The sequence below is a fragment of the Gordonia sp. GN26 genome (assembly GCF_054823965.1).
Genome location: NZ_JSYC01000139.1, coordinates 25,157 through 43,412 on the forward strand (window position 1 = coordinate 25,157; position 18,256 = coordinate 43,412).

Consider the following 18,256-nt stretch of genomic DNA (forward strand, 5'->3'; position numbering starts at 1 on the left):
TGCAACGGAAGTGGCGATTCTGCTGTGGCTGTCAGCCGGCCGAGGCGACCGTCTCGTCGACCTCGAGGATCTCGGCGAGGAACTTGCCGGTGTGGCTGCCCGGGGCGACCGCGATGTCCTCGGGGGTGCCCTCGGCGACGACCGTGCCGCCGCCGCTGCCACCCTCGGGTCCCATGTCGATGACCCAGTCGGCAGTCTTGATGACGTCGAGGTTGTGCTCGATGGTGATGACCGTGTTGCCCTTGTCGACGAGGCCGTTGATCACCGCGAGGAGCTTCTTGATGTCCTCGAAGTGCAGGCCGGTGGTCGGCTCGTCGAGGATGTAGACGGTGCGACCCACCGACCGCTTCTGCAGCTCCGACGCCAGCTTCACGCGCTGCGCCTCGCCACCCGACAGGGTCGGGGCCGGCTGTCCGAGGCGGACGTAACCGAGACCGACGTCGTTGAGGGTCTTGAGGTAGCGATGGATCGAGGTGACCGGCTCGAAGAAGTCGGCGGCCTCCTCGATCGGCATGTCGAGAACCTCGGCGATGGTCTTGCCCTTGTAGTGGACCTCGAGGGTCTCGCGGTTGTAGCGGGCACCGTGGCACACCTCGCACGGGACGTAGACGTCCGGCAGGAAGTTCATCTCGATCTTGATCGTGCCCTCGCCGGTGCAGGCCTCACATCGGCCGCCCTTGACGTTGAACGAGAACCGGCCCGGCTGGTAGCCGCGCACCTTGGCCTCGGTGGTCGCCGCGAACAGGGTGCGGATCTTGTCGAAGACGCCGGTGTAGGTCGCCGGGTTGGAGCGCGGGGTGCGTCCGATCGGCGACTGGTCGACCTGGACGAGCTTGTCGAGGTTGTCGAGTCCCTTGATCCGAGTGTGGCGGCCGGGCACCTGACGTGCGCCGTTGAGCTTGTTGGCGAGCACTGTCGCGAGGATGTCGTTGACCAGCGTCGACTTGCCGGAGCCGGACACACCGGTCACCGCCGTCATCACGCCGAGCGGGAACGACACCTCGATCCCGCGCAGGTTGTGCTCACGCGCACCGACGACGGTCAGCTGACGCTTGCGGTCGATCGGCCGGCGGATCTCCGGGATCGGGAGTGAATCCCGGCCCGAGAGGTATGCACCGGTCAGCGACTGACGGTTCTTCAGCAGGTCCTTGTAGCTGCCGCTGTGCACGACGTGACCGCCGTGCTCACCGGCCCGGGGACCGATGTCGACGATCCAGTCGGCGGACCGGATGGTGTCCTCGTCGTGCTCGACGACGATCAGCGTGTTGCCCAGGTCGCGGAGTCGGGTGAGGGTCTCGATCAGTCGACGGTTGTCGCGCTGATGCAGACCGATCGACGGCTCGTCGAGGACGTAGAGGACACCCGCGAGTCCGGAGCCGATCTGCGTCGCGAGACGGATGCGCTGGGCCTCGCCACCCGACAGCGATCCGGCCGCACGCGACAGCGACAGGTACTCCAGTCCGACGTCGAGCAGGAAGCGGATGCGTGCCTGGACCTCTTTGAGCACGCGGCCGGCGATCGCGGCCTGACGCTCGTCGAGGTGGAGGTTGTCGAGGAAGTTCGCGCAGTCGGCGACCGACAGCGCACAGACCTCGGCGATCGACTTCGGGCCGTACTCGGGATGGTCGAGGGTGACCGCGAGGATCTCCGGACGCAGACGCGCACCCTGGCAGGCGGGGCACGGCACGTCGCGCATGTACCCCTCGTAGCGTTCCTTCATCTGCTCGGACTCCGTCTGGTCCATCCGCCGGGCGAGGAACGACATGACGCCCTCGAACTCGGTGTAGTACGAGCGGGTTCGTCCGTAGCGGTTGCGGAACTTCACGTGCACCTGGTGGTCGCTGCCGTTGAGCAACGCTCGACGAGCCTTGACCGGAAGCTTCTTCCACGGGGTGTTGATGTCGAAGCCCATCTGGTCGGCCAGACCCGACATCAGGCGCAGGAAGTAGTCTGCGTTGTGGCCGGTCGACCACGGCGCGATCGCACCCTCGGCGAGGCTCATCTCCGGGTCGGGCACGACGAGTTCCTCGTCGACCTCCTTGCGGATGCCGAGGCCGTCGCACTCGGGGCAGGCGCCGTAGGGCGAGTTGAACGAAAACGAGCGCGGCTCGAGGTCGTCGATCGCGATCGGGTGGGCGTTGGGGCACGCCATCTTCTCGGAGAACCGACGCTCGCGGTTCGGGTCGTCCTCTTCGAGGTCGACGAAGTCGAGCACGATGATGCCGTCGGCGAGCCGCAGCCCGGTCTCCACCGAATCGGTGAGACGCTGCTTGGCGCCGGCCTTGACGACGAGGCGGTCGACGACGACCTCGATGTCGTGCTTCTCCTGTTTCTTCAGCTTCGGCGGGTCGGTCAGCTGGTGGACGACGCCGTCGATGCGGGCGCGCGAGAAGCCCTGGGTCTGGAGTTCGGCGAAGAGGTCGACGAACTCGCCCTTGCGGGTTCGGACCACGGGCGCGAGGACCTGGAAGCGGGTGCCCTCCTCCATGGCGAGCACCTGGTCGACGATCTGCTGCGGCGTCTGCTTGGCGATCGCCTCGCCACAGATCGGACAGTGCGCCTTACCTGCGCGGGCATACAGCAGACGTAGGTAGTCGTAGACCTCGGTGATGGTGCCGACCGTCGACCGCGGGTTGCGGTTGGTCGACTTCTGGTCGATGGACACCGCCGGCGACAGACCTTCGATGAAGTCGACGTCGGGCTTGTCCATCTGACCGAGGAACTGCCGGGCGTAGGCCGAGAGCGACTCGACGTAGCGACGCTGGCCCTCGGCGAAGATCGTGTCGAAGGCGAGGGACGACTTGCCCGACCCCGACAACCCGGTGAACACGATGAGGCTGTCCCGGGGGAGGTCGACATCGATGCCGCGAAGATTGTGTTCGCGGGCACCTCGGACGATCAGACGATCAACCACTGCAGTCCTAACATTCTTTTCAAGTCAGAGTCTTCTCAAACTCACCGGGGCGCACGGGTGGCGCATGGGCACCGTAACGACGGGCACCGACAATTCTGTTCCGCATGCGTCGGCCCGGATGGGATTCGAGGCCCGCGGGCCGGACGATCGGTCTCGCCATCCGCGCATACACCATCGGACCGATAGTCCACGATACCCGCGCCCCGGCCACGCCCGACCGTCGCGAGCGTCACACACCGGACAAGCGGTGTCATAGCCTTGTCCCATGACTTCAGCGACACCGATCAGCGACTCCTACACCGGCGATCTCTCCGAGTCGAAGACCCCGCAGCGACGCACCCTGGACTCGGCCACCATCGTCAAACTGTCCGTCGGGTCGATGGACAACAACGTGTACGTGGTGACCTCGAAGGCCACCGGCGACCAGCTGATCATCGACGCCGCGAACGACGCAGACACGATCATCGCCACCCTCGACGCCATCGGCGGGAAGCCCGCACTGATCTTCACCACCCACCAGCACTTCGACCACGTGCAAGCCCTCGCCGCTGTTGCCGAGCACACCGGCGTCCCGACCGCTGCCGGCCGGTTCGACGCCCCTGAGTTGCCGGTCGCCCCGGATCGTCTCGTCGACGACGGCGACGTGATCGAGGTCGGCGACCTCCGCTTCGAGGCGATCCACCTCGTCGGCCACACCCCGGGCTCCATCGCCCTGGCCCTCACCGACGGCGACACCGTCCATCTGTTCACCGGCGACTGCCTGTTCCCCGGCGGCATCGGCAAGACCTGGAAGTCCGAGGACTTCGACACCCTCATCGAGGACGTCTCGACGAAGCTGTTCGACCGCTTCGGCGACTCGACCGTCGTCTACCCCGGCCACGGGAAGGACACCACCCTCGGCGCCGAGCGTCCGTCGCTGCAGGAGTGGCGCGAACGCGGCTGGTGACACCCCACAAACCCACCCTTTTTCCGTAGACGCGCCCCTCATGACGGGGTGGGTTCACGGAAAAGGGGTGGGTTTGCTTCAGGTTTGGGCATGGGCCTCTCCGGATACCTGACATCCGAAACGCTCTCCCGATCGTGACCTCGGTGCTCCCCGAAGTTCCCGAACGGATCACGAAGAGTCGATTCACCTGCATGTATCCGAAGGGCGGGTAGCGTTGATCAGGCCAGAAATGCGCTGTACCCCGACGGATCTCGAACCGCACTCGATCGAAGAAGGTTGTGACCGATGATTCTCCGCCGTATCGCCCGCCCGCTCCTCGCATCTGCGTTCGTCGCCAGTGGCGTCGACGCCATCCGGAGCCCGAAACCGATCGCGCAGTCCGCGGCGCCGCTCGTCGACAAGGCGCGCACCGCTCTGCCCCAGGAGGTCGCGGACAAGGTCCCGGAGAACACCGAGACGCTGGTCCAGATCAACGCCGCGGCGCAGATCGGCGGCGGCATCCTGCTGGCGACCGGCAAGTTCCCGCGCCTCGCCTCGGTGGTCCTGGCCGGAACCCTGATCCCGACGACGGCCGCCGGCACGGACTTCTGGAACGAGGCCGACCCGGTCCGCAAGGAAGCCCAGCGCGACGCGTTCATCAAGAACGTCGGCCTGCTCGGCGGCGTGCTGCTGGCCGCGGTGGACACCGAGGGCAAGCCGTCGCTCGCGTGGCGCGGCAAGCAGAAGGCCAGTGCCGTCGCCGCAGCACTCCCGATCGGTGCCGCTGCCGGCCACTCGACCTGGGACACCCTCGTCGAGCGCGGCCATGAGGGCGCCGAGATCGTCGGCGAGCGGTCGGCCGAGGCCGGCGACCTGCTGAGCAAGGGCGCCCACGTGCTGTCCGAGCGTTCCGCGGAATGGACCTCCGAGGCCGCCGCCAAGTTCCGCGAGCACGCCCCCGAACTGGCCGAGTCCGCGCAGAAGCGTTCGCTCGAGATCGCGGAGCGGGCCGCCGACACCGCGGCCGAGGTCGCCGACCGTCTGCGCGACCGCGCCCCCGTTCTGGCCGACGCCGCCATCGTGCGTTCGTCGAACTTGGCCGACGCCGCGCTCGATCGCTCGTCGGAACTGGCCGAGACCGCACGCAAGCGCGGACCGAAGCTGGCCAAGCAGGCGCAGAAGCGCGCGAAGAAGGCCAAGAAGCAGGCCGCGAAGAACGCTCCGAAGTTCGCCGACGTCGCCCGCGACCGTTCTGCCGAGTTCGCCGACATCGCCCGGGATCGCTCGACCGAGTTCGCCGAACTCGCACGCGCCCGGTCGGCCGAGCTCGCCGAGTCCGCCCGGCATCTCGCGGCCGCCGCCGAGGAGACCGCGGCGCACACCGCAGACGAGGGTCGCAAGCGTTGGCGCAAGGCGCGCGGCTGACCGTCCTGCCCGGTAGCCCGATGCGAGGACGACGCTGAGCACCACCGACAACCACACGGACGCGGCACACCCACCAGAGAACTACCCCTGGGTGTCCGCGTCCGTTGTGGTCGAGCGGGACCCACAGTCTGCTCCCCCACCCGGTACGCGCCTGGTGGTGGCGGTCGGCTCGAACGCGGCGCCGAGCGTGTTGCGCCGCAAGCTCGGCCACCTCGACCCCACCGGCGTCCTGCACCTGACGCGGGTACGGGTCGCCAACATCACAGTCGGTCATTCCGCCCACGTCGCGGTTCGCGGATACGTTCCCGCGGCACCCGTCCGCGCAGGTCACGGCACCGTGGAGACGGTGGCCGCCTGGCTCTCACCCCCGCAGACCGAGGCGCTGGACCTCACCGAACCCAACTACGATCGACGGACAGTGAACACGCACGACCATCCCCTGATTCTCGGTGACCCTCGGCTGCCCGCCGACGCTCCCGCCACTCCGGACGAGTTCGACATCTACGTGTCGCGTCACGGAGTCCTCGCCGACCCCGCGACCCACACGCCGCTGCCGTTCGGCACCCAGGCCGGCGTGTTCGGCTGGCTGCAGCGGCATCTCGACGACCCTGCCCTGCGAGGCACGGCGGCCGAGGTCTGCGCACGACTGGCGACCGGCGATCACGCGACCCGGATGACGGGGCAGATCAGGGATGCCCGACTGTCATGGACGGCGTGGCCCGTCGACGCGCGAGGAGTTGTGCAGTGACCGCACTGTCCCCCGACACCGACCCTCGGATCAGCGAGGAACAGGAACACCTCGACCGCGTCTACGGTCGTCTCGACCGGATGCGCCAGACCACACAGCGCCGCCTGTCCTCGACCCTGAGCGAGCGCGGTGGGACCCCGCAAGCACTCTCTGAGCGCGAGTCCTACGAACGGATGTACAACGAGGATCTCGCGAAATTCGATGCCGCCGAACACAATCTGTACTTCGGCCGCCTCGACCTCGACGACGGTGAGATCCGGCGGATCGGGCGAATCGGCGTCCTCGACGACGGCCTCGGTGACGACGGTACGCACGACCACACCGCGACCGACGCAACGCTGCTGCTCGACTGGCGTGCACCGCTCGCGCGTCCCTTCTACCTCGCCACCCCGGCGGCGCCCGAGGAGGTCGCCCGCCGTCGCCACATCCGGACCCGCAGTCGCAAGGTCCGGGGGGTCAGTGACGAATCGCTGACCGCCGGCGATGCCCTCCTCGACGACTTCGGCCACGGCGACGTCGTCAACGAATCCGCCCTCGTCGCCGCGCTGAACGCGGCGCGGACCGGCGAGATGACCGACATCGTCGAGACCATCCAGCGGGAGCAGGACCTCATCATCCGGTCGACGCACCGGGGTGTGACGGTCATCCAGGGCGGGCCGGGCACCGGCAAGACGGCCGTCGCGCTGCACCGCGCCGCCTACCTGCTCTACACACATCGCGAGATTCTCTCGCGCAGCGGCATTCTCATCATCGGACCCAACGACGACTTCCTCAGCTACATCGGTCAGGTCCTGCCGTCGCTCGGTGAGTCCGGCGTACTTCTCTCGACGATCGGCGACCTGTTCCCCGGCGTCCGGGCCCGCAGTGAGGACCCGCGTGTCACCACCGGGGTGAAGGGCGCCCTGCGGATGGTCGACGTCCTCAAACGTGCGGTGCGGGCCAAGCAGTCCCTGCCGTCCCGGCCGGAGCCGGTCGATTTCGACAGCTACCGGGTCGAGATCGACTCCGAACTGGTCAAAGCCGCACGGGCCAAGGCCCGTTCGACACGGCGTGCCCACAACCAGTCGCAGAACGCCTTCCTCAAGGCCGGTCTCGCCGAACTCGCCCGGCGCCATGCCTCGACCATCGGTTCCAGTCTGCTCGACGGTTCGCAGTTGCTGAGCCCTGCCGACATCGCCGACATCCGCGACGACATGAGCCAGGACCCCGACATCCGTGCCGCGCTGCTGAAGTTCTGGCCGACCCTGACGCCGCAGGACATGCTGCGCGAGTTGCTGACCGACGAACGCGCCATCCGTAGGGCCACGCCCGGCTGGTCGGACGACGACCGGGCAGCGCTGCTGCGGAAACCGCGCACCTTCTCCACCACCGGGGAGGACTTCTCCCCCGCCGACGTTCCGCTACTGGACGAGCTGGCCGAACTCATCGGATACGGCACCGACGACGCCGAACGCGCCGAACGTGCACGCTGGCGGCGCCAGCTCGCCGAGGCGCAGGATGCTCTCGACATCCTCACCGGGTCGGCCCCACAGGATCTCGAGGACGAGCTCGATCCCGAGATCCTGATGGCCTACGACCTGATCGACGCCGAACAACTGGCGTCGCGACAGACCGAGACCCGACGCGCCACCACCGCCGAGCGCGCCTACGGCGACCGCACCTGGACCTTCGGTCATGTGATCGTCGACGAGGCGCAGGAGCTCTCGCCGATGGCATGGCGGATGGTGATGCGCCGCATCCCGAACCGGTGGATGACCATCATCGGTGACACCGCCCAGACATCCGACGAGGCGGGTACCCGGTCGTGGGGTGAGGTCCTCGAGCCGTACGTCGCGAAGCGATGGCAGTTCAAGGAACTATCGGTGAACTACCGCACGCCCAGCGAGATCATGACCTATGCCGCCCGTGTCCTCGACGAGATCGGCAACGGCGAGACCGCGCCGACCTCGTTGCGCAGCAACGGTATCGAGCCGGTGGCTATCCCGGTGGACGACACCGGTGACGCGGATGGCATCGCGGCCGGAGTACTCCACGCCGTCGATCTCGCCGAACCCGACGGACTCACGGCCGTCGTCGTCCCCGACACGCTGGTCGATGTGGTGGCCGCCGCTCTGGACCCGGACGCGTTCGATGCGAAGGGTGTGGAGGCGCCGAAGGTCTACACGGTCCGGACCTGCAAGGGGCTCGAGTTCGACACCACGATCGTGGTCGAGCCGGCAACGATCATCGCCCAGTCACCGCGCGGTCTCAGCGACCTGTACGTCGCACTGACCCGTGCCACTCAGCGTCTGGTGGTCGTGCACGACGAGCCGCTGCCCGCGGTGCTGGCGGATCTGCCTGCCGTCACCGACGCCGCGACTCCGCGTCGCTGATCGCTGCGTCGATCCGCGGTCCGAACTCCGACAGGGCGTCGCTGCCGACGATGCCGAGATGGTCGGTGTCGATGTCGATCCGCGTGACGCCACCGCCCAGGTAGGGCGCCCAGCGGTTCGGGCCCGCGTCCGCCGAGCCCTCGGTGTCGCTGTCGGCGGCGACGATGAGCATGGTGTCGCCGTCGTACGGTCGCGGCCGGTGCGAGATCGTGCGCTCGGCAGAACTCGTCATGCGCGTCAGCATCCGGTCGAAGGACTCCGCATCGAGCAATCCGAGTCCGGTGACCTTGTCCCGGATCGCGACGGCGATCGTCTCCGGCGCAACCGATCCCGCGTCGTCGGGGTCGACGAGCTCGTCGACGTCGATGACCTCACGCCAACCGCCGAGCAACTCCGAGGCCAGCTCTCGGGCGTCGATGTCCACCGACATCTCCCCCTCGTCCGTCCAACTCGTCGCCAGCTCTACGTCGTCGGCCGGGTAGCTGTCGAGCAGCCCCAGGAATCCGACGTCCTCGCCGCGCAACCGCAGTTCGACGGCCATCTCCTGCGCGATCAGGCCACCGATCGACCACCCCAGCAGGTGGTACGGCCCCTCGGGGGCGATGCGTCGGATCTCGTCGACGTAGCGAACGGCGAGATCGTGCACCGTGGCGTCGGGGAGATCGCCGGCCACCACATACGGATCCTGGAGTCCGTACACCGGCCGGTCGTCGAGATGGGGTGCGAGACCGCCGAACAGCCACGCCAGTCCGTCGGCGGGATGCACACAGAACACCGGGTTCCGTGAGCCCTCACGGCGCAGCGGTACGACGACGCCGCCGTTCTTCGGGTCGGCCGCGACTGTTTCGGCGGATTCCGGTTCGAGGTGTGCGGCCAACCGAGCGCCGAGGTCGCGAGGGGTGGGTCCGGCGAACACCCAGGCGACCTCGACCGGGATGCCCGTACGGCGACGGAGTTCGGCGACGAGACGGACCGCGGACAGTGACGTCCCACCGACGTCGAAGAATCCCTGGGCCGCGCTCGTGACCGCGACCCCGGTGACCGTGGACATGCACTCGGCGACGAGCTCCTCCCACTCCCCGGCCGGCGCCACCGGCTGCTCCGCGGCGTGTGCGTTGTGAGCGGTCTCCCGAATCACCGCCGACATCTGCGCGTGGTCGGGTCGTCCGTCGTCCCCGACGGGGATCTCGCCGACGATGGTCAGGACCGACGGGACACAGTGCGGTGCGATGACTTCGACGGCAGCGCGACGTAGATCATCAGCGGTGATGGTGTCGGTGGTGATGCCTTCGTGGTCGGCGCTCACCCATCCATGGATCTCGACACCGTCGTCGCTCGGGACAGCGACGACACCGCTCGCTCGCACACCGTCGAGTTCGGCGAGGGCCGTCTCGACCAGGTCGAGATCGACGCGCAGCCCGCGTAGCCGGACCTGACGGTCGAGCCGGCCGAGGACCTCGATCCCCGGTTTCGCGCCGTCATCCAGCCACCGTGCGAGCACACCCGTCGACTGGCCGTCGTGGCGCAGTTCGCCGGGGATTCGGGCCGGCAACGCCCGCCCGGCGGTGTCGACGACGACCGCACCCGGCGCACCCTCGGTACTGAGTCGACGACGATCGTCCTCGGTCACCAACTCGATCTCACCCAGCAGGGTGGTGGCCGGTTCGTCCGTCGTGATCGCATCGATGATCCGCTCGAAGACATCGCGGAACACCGCGACCGTCGCCGGCTCGAAGAGCGCTGCTGCGTAGTCGATCTCGCCGGTGATCACCATCCCGTCGCGGGTCGTGGTCTCCGCGAGCCCCAGTGTGAGGTCCACCTTGGCCGGCGGGGGTCCGGGGTCGACGGGCTGCGCGCGGAGACCGTCGGCGATCTCCGACGGCACCGCAAACCGGTCGGTGTGTCCGGCAGAGGTGTCGGCCAGGTAGTTGATCATGACCTGGACGAGCGGGGCGTGCGCGGTGGACCGGACGGGCGTGAGGCGCTCGACGAGCGTCTCGAACGGGATGTCCGCGTGGGCGAAGGCCGCCGCATCGGTGTCGCGTACCTGATCGAGCAGATCGGCGACGGTGTCATCGGTTCCGACCCTCGTGCGCAGGACGACGGTGTTGATGAACATGCCGATCATGCGCGTCGTCGCGGCCTGCCCACGACCCGACACCGCGGCCCCGATACTCACGTCGTCGACATCGGCGAGTCTGGCGAGCGCCGCGGCGAAGGCGGCGTGGCACACCATGAACGGGGTCAGCCCGTGCGCCCGGGCGGTACGGGCGACCGCGGCGCTGCGTTCGGGCCCGAGTTCGATCGGCAGTCGTCCGCCCCGGTGATCGATCACCGGCGGTCGCGGCCGGTCCGTCGGAAGGTCGAGCGCCGCGGGGATGCCGTCGAGCGCCGTCGACCAGTAGTCGAACTGGGCAGTCATCAGCGAGGTCGGGTCGTCGAGGTCACCCAGAGTCTCACGCTGCCAGAGCGTGTGGTCGACGTAACCCACCGCCAGCGGCTCCGGTGCGGGCAGATTCGTTCCCGACGCTCGCACCTGGTACGCGACCAGCAGTTCCCCGGTCAGGATCTGCAGGGATGCGGCATCACCGGCGATGTGGTGGATCACCACGACGACGCGGTATCCGCCGTCGATGGGCGCGATCGCGACCCGCACCGGGAGGTCGACGGTGACGTCGAATCCCTCGGCGCAGACGGCCATCGCGGCGTCGAGATCGGCTGTCACGTTCCAGCGCAAGCGGGTTGCCGCGTCACTCGTGTCGAGCACGAGCTGTACCGGTGTCCCATCGTCCGCCATCGGGAAGACGGTGCGCAGCGGTTCGTGTCGGGCGATGACGTCGAGCAAGGCCTCGCGCAACGCGGCGAGGTCTGGGTCGCCGAGTACATCGAAGGCGACGGGCATGTTGTACACCGGCGACGCCACATCGAACTGGTTGATGAACCAGATGCGTTGCTGCGCATACGACAACGGAACCCGCTCCGGGCGCCGGCGACGACTCAACGGCTGCGCCGACAGTCGCCGCCGGGTCAGCGTACGCGCGAGCTCTCTTACGGTCGGAGCGCGGAAGATGTCGCGGATGTCGATGTCCGCCCCGAGACGTTCGGCGACGCCGGCCACCACACGCATCGCGGCGAGCGAGTGCCCGCCGAGGTCGAAGAACGGCACCGTCACCGAGACCTCGTCGAGGGCCAGGACGTCGGCGAAGACCGCCGCCAGGGCTCGCTCGATTCCGTCGGCGGGCGGGACGAACTCGGCCGACACCGCGGTCGGCGCGGGCAGCGCACGCCGGTCGAGCTTGCCGGTGGCGGTCAGCGGAACGTCGTCGAGGATCACCCACTGCGTCGGTCGCATGTACTGCGGCAGGGTCTCGGCCACGCGCGCCCGCACCGCGTCGAGGTCGACGTCGCCGGCCAGGTAGCCGACCAGGACCTCGCCGGTCGGTCCGCTCCGGACGGTCGCCGCGGCGTGGGTGATGCCGTCGATTCGCGCGAGGATCGATTCGATCTCCCCCAGCTCGATGCGCTGTCCGCGGAGTTTCACCTGGAAGTCGGCGCGTCCGAGGTATTCGAGTTCGCCTTCCGCGTTCCATCGGACCAGGTCACCGGTCCGGTACAGGCGGGCGCCCGGACGCCCGGTGGGGTCGGCGACGAAGCGTTCGGCGGTGAGATCCGGTCGGGAGGCGTACCCGCGGGCCAGCTGCCCGCCGCCGACATAGAGTTCGCCGACGACCCCGACCGGCGCGGGTTGCAGCCGGTCGTCGAGGACCCAGGTCGTGGTGTTCGCGATCGGCCGGCCGATCGGCACGGTCACCTCGTCGGTACCGAGGCGGTGAGCGGTGACCTCGACGGCGGCCTCCGTGGGCCCGTACAGGTTGTCCATGTCCGCGTCCGGGACGAGCGCACCCAGCGCGTGCGCGGTCGCGGCGGGAAGCGCCTCGCCGGAGGCGTGGATGCGTCGCAACGTCGCCAGGGCCGCGCGCCGCTCGGGGTCGTCGCCGATGTACTCGGCGAACGCCGCCATCATCGACGGCACGAAGTGGATCGACGTGATCCCCCGGCGTCGGATCTCGTCGAGGACGTAGGCCGGGTCGATGTGGCGGCCGTCCTCGGCGATCACCAGCCGGGCACCGGCCATCAGTGGCGCGAACAGCTCCGGCACCGACACGTCGAAGGTGGCCGGGGTCTTCAGCATCACGACGTCGTCGGTGCTCAGCGGTTCCCGGATGTGCATCCAGGCGAGACGGTTCAGGACTGCTCGGTGACTGACCGTGACGCCCTTGGGTGTTCCCGTCGATCCCGAGGTGAACAGTGTGTACAGCGCGTTGTCGGGGTCGACCACCCGACGGAATGCGGTGCGGGACACCGCCGCGGCGTGGTCGTCGGCAACCGGGGTGTCGGCGTCGACCACCAGGACCTCCGGTCTGACGCCGACGAGGACCTCGGGCCGGGGGTCGGCGGCCAGGATCGCCGAGATCGACGCCGCGTCGATCATCGCCGCGAGTCGCTCCGGCGGCGTTGCCGGGTCGATGACCGCGTAGGCGCCACCGGCGGCGACCACGGCGTGGATCGCCAGGACGAGCTCGACCGAACGCGGGATACACACGCCCACGGCAACATCCGGTCCCACGCCCTGGTCCGAGAGCCGCTGTGCGAGATCGGACACCCGGGTGGTGAACTCCGCGTAGGTCAGCGTCCGATCCCCCGCCACCAGAGCTATCGCGCCGGGTGCGCTCTGGGCAGCGGCGTCGACCGCCTCGGAGACCGTCGACCAGGGCACGGACAGGTCCGGCCCGGAGACCAGTTCGGCGATCCGGGCCCGCTCGGCGTCGTCGGTCAGATCGATCTCGCCCACCGACCGGCCGTCGATCTCCGTGCCGGTGAGAGCGTCGAGCACACGGATCAGCCGCGTGATCATCACCTCGATGGTCGACGCGTCGAACAGATCTGTCGCGTAGACGATCTCGACCGGCCACGCACCCTGCGGGTTCACGCTGACCGCGACCGTCATGTCGAGCTGAGTGGTCCCGGTGGACACCGCGAGAGGTTCCAGACGGAGTCCGCCGGCGGCCTCGGCTGCGTCGGCGGTCTCAGCAGAGCCCTCGGCGTGCAGCACCGACAGCATCACCTGGCTCAGCGGGGCGAAGGCCTCGGATCGCGCCGGGGACAACCGGTCCACGAGATAGTCGAACGGGACATCCGCGCGGGCGAGCGCGTTGACGTCGTCGACGCGGACGCGGTCGAGGAAGTCGCGGACACCGATCGACGGGTCGACCTCACTGCGCAGGACCAGGGTGTTGACGAACATGCCGACCAGGTCGTCGAGATGAGCGTGGCCACGTCCGGCGACCGGCGTGCTGATCGCGATGTCGCGGCTCGCCGACAGGCGGGCCAGGAGGATCGCGAGGGCCGCGTGAATCGTCATGAAGTCGGTGATCCCGCGATCCCGGGACACCGCGGAGATCCGGGCGGCCAGGTCGGCCGGGATCTCCGCGGTGACACGGCCACCACGCTGAGACGCGACCGGCGGCCGCGGGCGATCTGTCGGCAACGGCAGGAGGTCGGGCAGGTCGGACAACCGGTTGACCCAGTACCCGACCTGCTTGCCGAGCACCGACTCCGGGGCGTCGACATCGCCGAGGGTCTGCCGTTGCCACAGTGCGTGATCGGCGAACTGGACCGGTAGTTCGGTGAACGCCGGTGGCCGTCCCTCGGCACGCGCGAGGTAGGCCGTCCACAGGTCGGACAGCAACGGTCGCATCGACTCGCCGTCGGCAGCGATGTGATGGAGAAGTACGACGAGGAGGTGATCGTCACCGTCCGTGCGGTCTCCTCCCACTTCCAGGAGCCGTACGCGCAGCGGGATCTCGGTGGTGATGTCGAACCCGGGCGGCCCGAGGAGCACGGACAGGTCGTCGGCGGCGAACGGATCGGCGGGCAGCGTGTCGGTTTCCCACCGCAGTGCTGCTCGGGCTTCGTCGATGTCGAGGACTCGCTGGAAGGGTTCACCCGCGTCGGCCGGGAAAACGGTGCGCAGGATCTCGTGCCGCGCGAGCACATCGGTGACGGCCTCACGCAGCGCCGACCGATCGAGCGAACCGCGCAGTCGTACGGCCAACGGGATGGTGTAGGCAGCCGACTCCGGTTCGAACCGGTTGAGGAACCAGATGCGTTGCTGCGCATACGACAACGGAATCCGGTCCGGGCGGTCGACGACGCGCACCAGTGGCGCCTGCGGCGGCTCCGAGTCGAAGGCGGTCTCGATGCGCCGCGCGAGCCCGCGCACGGTCGGCGACTCGAAGACGTCGCGGACGCCCAGGCGGACGCCGAACTGGTCCCCGGCACGGGCGCTCAGTCGGGTCGCGGACAGCGAGTTCCCGCCGATGGCGAAAAAGTCTGCGGTGGCCGAGACCTTCTCGAGGTCGAGGATGTCGGCGACGACCGCGGCGAGGATTCGTTCGGTGTGACCCGACGGCGGTGTGTGGGTGTCGGTCGCGTCGGCGGTGTCGATCTCCGGCAACTGCCTGCGGTCGATCTTGCCGACCGGATTGCGCGGGAGCCGTTCCAGGACAGAGAGGCGCGCGGGAACCATGTACGGCGGTAGCTGCCCGGCGAGATGTTCGCGAAGGTCTGCGGTGTCGAGCTCTGTGTTCGGATCGAGGGGTTCGACGTACCCGGCGAGCTCCGAGACGGGGTCGCCCACGCCGATGACGACCGCGTTGCGCACGGCCGGGTGAGCGGTCAGGGTCGCTTCGATCTCACCGAGTTCGAGACGCTGGCCACGCAGCTTCACCTGGAAATCGCTGCGCCCCACATAGGTCAGTTCGCCGGTGCGCGACCGCCGGACGAGGTCGCCGGTGCGGTACATGCGGCTGCCCGGTGAGCCGAACGGGGCAGGCACGAAACGCTCGGCTGTGAGGGCCGGACGGTCGTGGTAACCGCGGGCGAGCTCCCCGCCGGCGAGATACAGCTCTCCGACGACGCCGGGTGGCACCGGATGGAGTCGGGCGTCGAGCACGTGCGCGGTGGTGCCGGGCACGGGACGTCCCAACCGGACCGGTTCGTCGAGGCCGATCGCCGGTGAGGTGACGCCGACGATCGTCGTCTCGGTGGGTCCGTAACCGTTGTGGAAGGCGGTGTGCGCGGCCCAACGGTCCTTCTCGGCATCGGGGACGGCTTCGCCGCCGACGAGCACGTTGGTGAACGGCAACGACGCGGGGTCGGGAAGTGAGGCGGCCACCGAGGTCACCAGGAACGCGTGTGTCGTCCGATGCGTCGTGACGAAGTCCGCCAGTTCGCGTCCACCGTAGATCTCCGGCGGGACGACGACGAGCGTGGCCGCGCTGCCGTAGGCGCCGAGGACCTCGAGGATCGAGGCGTCGAAGGCCGGTGAGCTGATACCCAGCCATCGGGCCTGCGGCCCTGATCCGTGACGGTCGCGCAGCACCGCGGCCACTCCTGACAGGCCCCGGTGGGTGACGAGCACACCCTTGGGCATTCCGGTCGAACCGGAGGTGAAGATCATGTAGGCGCCGTCGTCGGGGTACACGGGGCGCCGCATCGCGGGAGCCGACCGGGGCTCTCGTGACCTCAGTTCGGCGGCCCGGTCGGCGTCGAGAAGGATCCACTGCAACTCCCCGGTCGACGTCGGCACCGAGCCGTCTGTGAGCGCAACCTCGGCGCGCGCGGCTCCCACCACGCCGGCGATGCGATCCGCGGGATGGCGGGGATCGACCGGGCAGTACACCGCGCCGGCCTTGGCGACCGCCCACAGTGCGAGTTGTGCCCGTGCCGACCGCCGGAAGGCGCACACGACGACGTCGTCCGGACCGACGCGCTGTTCGACGAGTTCGGCGGCGAGATGAGAACTCGCGTTGTCCAACTCGTCATACGTCCAGCCGCCGAGGTCGTCGATGACGGCAGGGTGGTCGCCCCGCGATCGGACGGCGGCGGCGAGCAGTTCGGGAAGGGTCACGACACCCGGGTCCGGGTCACCGGAGACCAGCGGTCCCGTGTCCTCGTCGGCGGCGAGCAGTTCGAGATCGCCGACCGGCGTGGTGGTGTCGGCGACCGCCCCGACCAGGAGGCCGACGAAGCGGTCGGCCAGGCGCCGGGCGTCGGCATCGTCGTAGAGGTCGACGGCGTAGGTGAGGGTGCCGCGCCAGGGTGCGCCCGCCGCCCCGTCGGTGCGCACCGCGACCGTGAGGTCGAACTTGGCGGAGTCGTCCACGACGACCACCGGACTGATGTCGAGGCCGGCGAGCTCTGTGGACAACTCCGCGGGCAGCGTTGCGGTGTCGGCGGTGTCGGCGGTCGTCAGCAGGACCTGGACGAGCGGTGCGTAGGAGGCGGCCCGGGTGATCCCGAGCGCGTCGATCACCTCGTCGAAGGGGACGTCGGCATGTGCGAGGGCGTCGAGGTCGCCGTCGCGGATCTCGTGGAGGAGGTCCGCGAACCCGCCGTCCGCCACGACCCGGCTCCTCAGAGCGACGGTGTTGACGAACATGCCGATCAGGTCGTCGGTCTCGCCATCGCGGCCGGCGGTCGCTGTGCCGATCACGATGTCTCCACTCCCGGAGAGGCGGCTCAGGAGCGCCGCGAGCGCGGCGTGCAGCACCATGAACGTCGTGGTCCCGGTGGCACGGGCGAGATCGGCGGCGGCCGACGCGGTGCGGCCCGGAATCGTGAAGTCGACCGTGGCACCGCGAGTGTCGCGGGTCGACGGTCGCGGGTGTGTGGTCGGGAGGTCGAGGAGCGCCGGAGCACCGGCGAGGCGGTCCGCCCACCACTGGCGTCGGGTGGCCGCGGTCTCGTCTCCCTGCCGGAGTTCCAGGACATGGTCGGCGTACTGGCGATGCAAGGGCGCCCAGTCCGGTGCCCCGCCGTCACGTCGCGCGACATACGCGGTGAGCAGGTCCCGGGCCAGGACAGTCCCCGACGCCCCGTCCGCGGCGATGTGGTGAATCGCGAGGACGAGCAGCGCACCGTCGGCCGGGTCGCGGTGCAGACGAGCCCGTACCGGCAGGTCCCGGGTGAGGTCGTACGGCACCGCGGTGACGGTCATCGCCTCGGCATCGGAATCGACCACCCGCCAATCGAAGTCGACGTCGTCGGCGATGACCTGGTGCGGTCGGCCGTCCGGCCCGAGGGGGTAGGTGGTCCGAAGGATCTCATGCCGCGCGATCACGTCACCGATCGCGGACCGGACGTCGTCGACGTCGACCCGTCCGCGGATACGGAATCCGAACGGGATGATGTATGACGCGACGTCGGGTTCGTACTGGTTGATGAACCACATGCGTCGTTGTGCACTGGAGAGCGGCAGGACGTCGGGACGCGGCGGGAATGCCCTCTCGCCCACCCCCGGGCCGAGCGCCGCGGGATCGGCGCCGGAACGTTCGACGCGGGCGGCGAGGCCGCGAACGGTCGGCTCGTCGAAGACGTCCCGCACGGTGACCGGGACGCCGAGCGTTCGTCCCAGTCGTGACGCGAGACGGGTTGCTGCGAGCGAGTTCCCGCCGGCGTCGAAGAAGCTGGTGCCGACCGAGACCTCGTCGACCCCGAGCACATCGGCGAAGACGTCGGCGACGGCGATCTCGGCGGGTGTCGACGGGGCGACGTATTCGTCGGCCGCGTACATCGGAAGCGGGAGTGCCTTGCGATCGATCTTGCCCGCGGTGTTCGACGGCATCTCGTCGAGGATCACCCAGGACGTCGGACGCATGTAGCCCGGCAGTTTCTCGGCCACGGTCCGGACGGCATCGAGATCGACATCGGTTCCGGTCAGATGGGCGACGAGCTGCTCGCCGGCGGGCAGCTCCATCACGGACGCCACCACCTGGGTCACGCCGGGTGCGGTCTGCAGGACCGACTCG

6 protein-coding genes are annotated in these 18,256 nt (G+C 69.1%); 4 read left to right on the top strand and 2 right to left on the bottom strand.

Annotated elements, in window-relative coordinates; genetic code table 11:
- Nucleotides 1-31: 31 nt before the first annotated feature.
- Nucleotides 32-2,914, bottom strand: coding sequence for an excinuclease ABC subunit UvrA (gene uvrA / locus OK17_RS20375; protein WP_461418551.1), 2,883 nt, complete (start codon nt 2,912-2,914; stop codon nt 32-34).
- Nucleotides 2,915-3,179: 265 nt separating this feature from the next.
- On the opposite strand from uvrA, the gene OK17_RS20380 reads away from it, so the two are divergent.
- The 4 genes from OK17_RS20380 (at nt 3,180) to OK17_RS20395 (ending at nt 8,384) form a co-directional block, all read left to right on the top strand.
- Nucleotides 3,180-3,860 (top strand): MBL fold metallo-hydrolase, encoded by a 681-nt coding sequence (locus OK17_RS20380; RefSeq protein WP_232716219.1) that lies wholly within the window; start codon nt 3,180-3,182, stop codon nt 3,858-3,860.
- Between the two features lie 285 nt (nt 3,861-4,145).
- Nucleotides 4,146-5,264 carry a DoxX family protein gene (locus OK17_RS20385; protein ID WP_461418553.1) on the top strand — a complete coding sequence of 373 codons (1,119 nt, stop codon included), beginning with the start codon at nt 4,146-4,148 and terminating at the stop codon, nt 5,262-5,264.
- A gap of 91 nt (nt 5,265-5,355) precedes the next feature.
- Complete coding sequence (locus OK17_RS20390; protein WP_232716223.1) at nt 5,356-6,012, top strand: hypothetical protein; 657 nt, start codon at nt 5,356-5,358, stop codon at nt 6,010-6,012.
- On the top strand, nt 6,009-8,384 hold the full coding sequence (locus OK17_RS20395) for a HelD family protein (protein WP_461418554.1): 2,376 nt from the start codon (nt 6,009-6,011) through the stop codon (nt 8,382-8,384). Before OK17_RS20390 ends, OK17_RS20395 begins: the two co-directional genes overlap by 4 nt.
- Here the strand turns inward: OK17_RS20395 and OK17_RS20400 are convergent.
- Nucleotides 8,356-18,228 (bottom strand): amino acid adenylation domain-containing protein, encoded by a 9,873-nt coding sequence (locus tag OK17_RS20400; RefSeq protein WP_461418555.1) that lies wholly within the window; start codon nt 18,226-18,228, stop codon nt 8,356-8,358. The two genes, OK17_RS20395 and OK17_RS20400, sit on opposite strands and share 29 nt — an antisense overlap.
- Between the last annotated feature and the right edge of the window lie 28 nt (nt 18,229-18,256).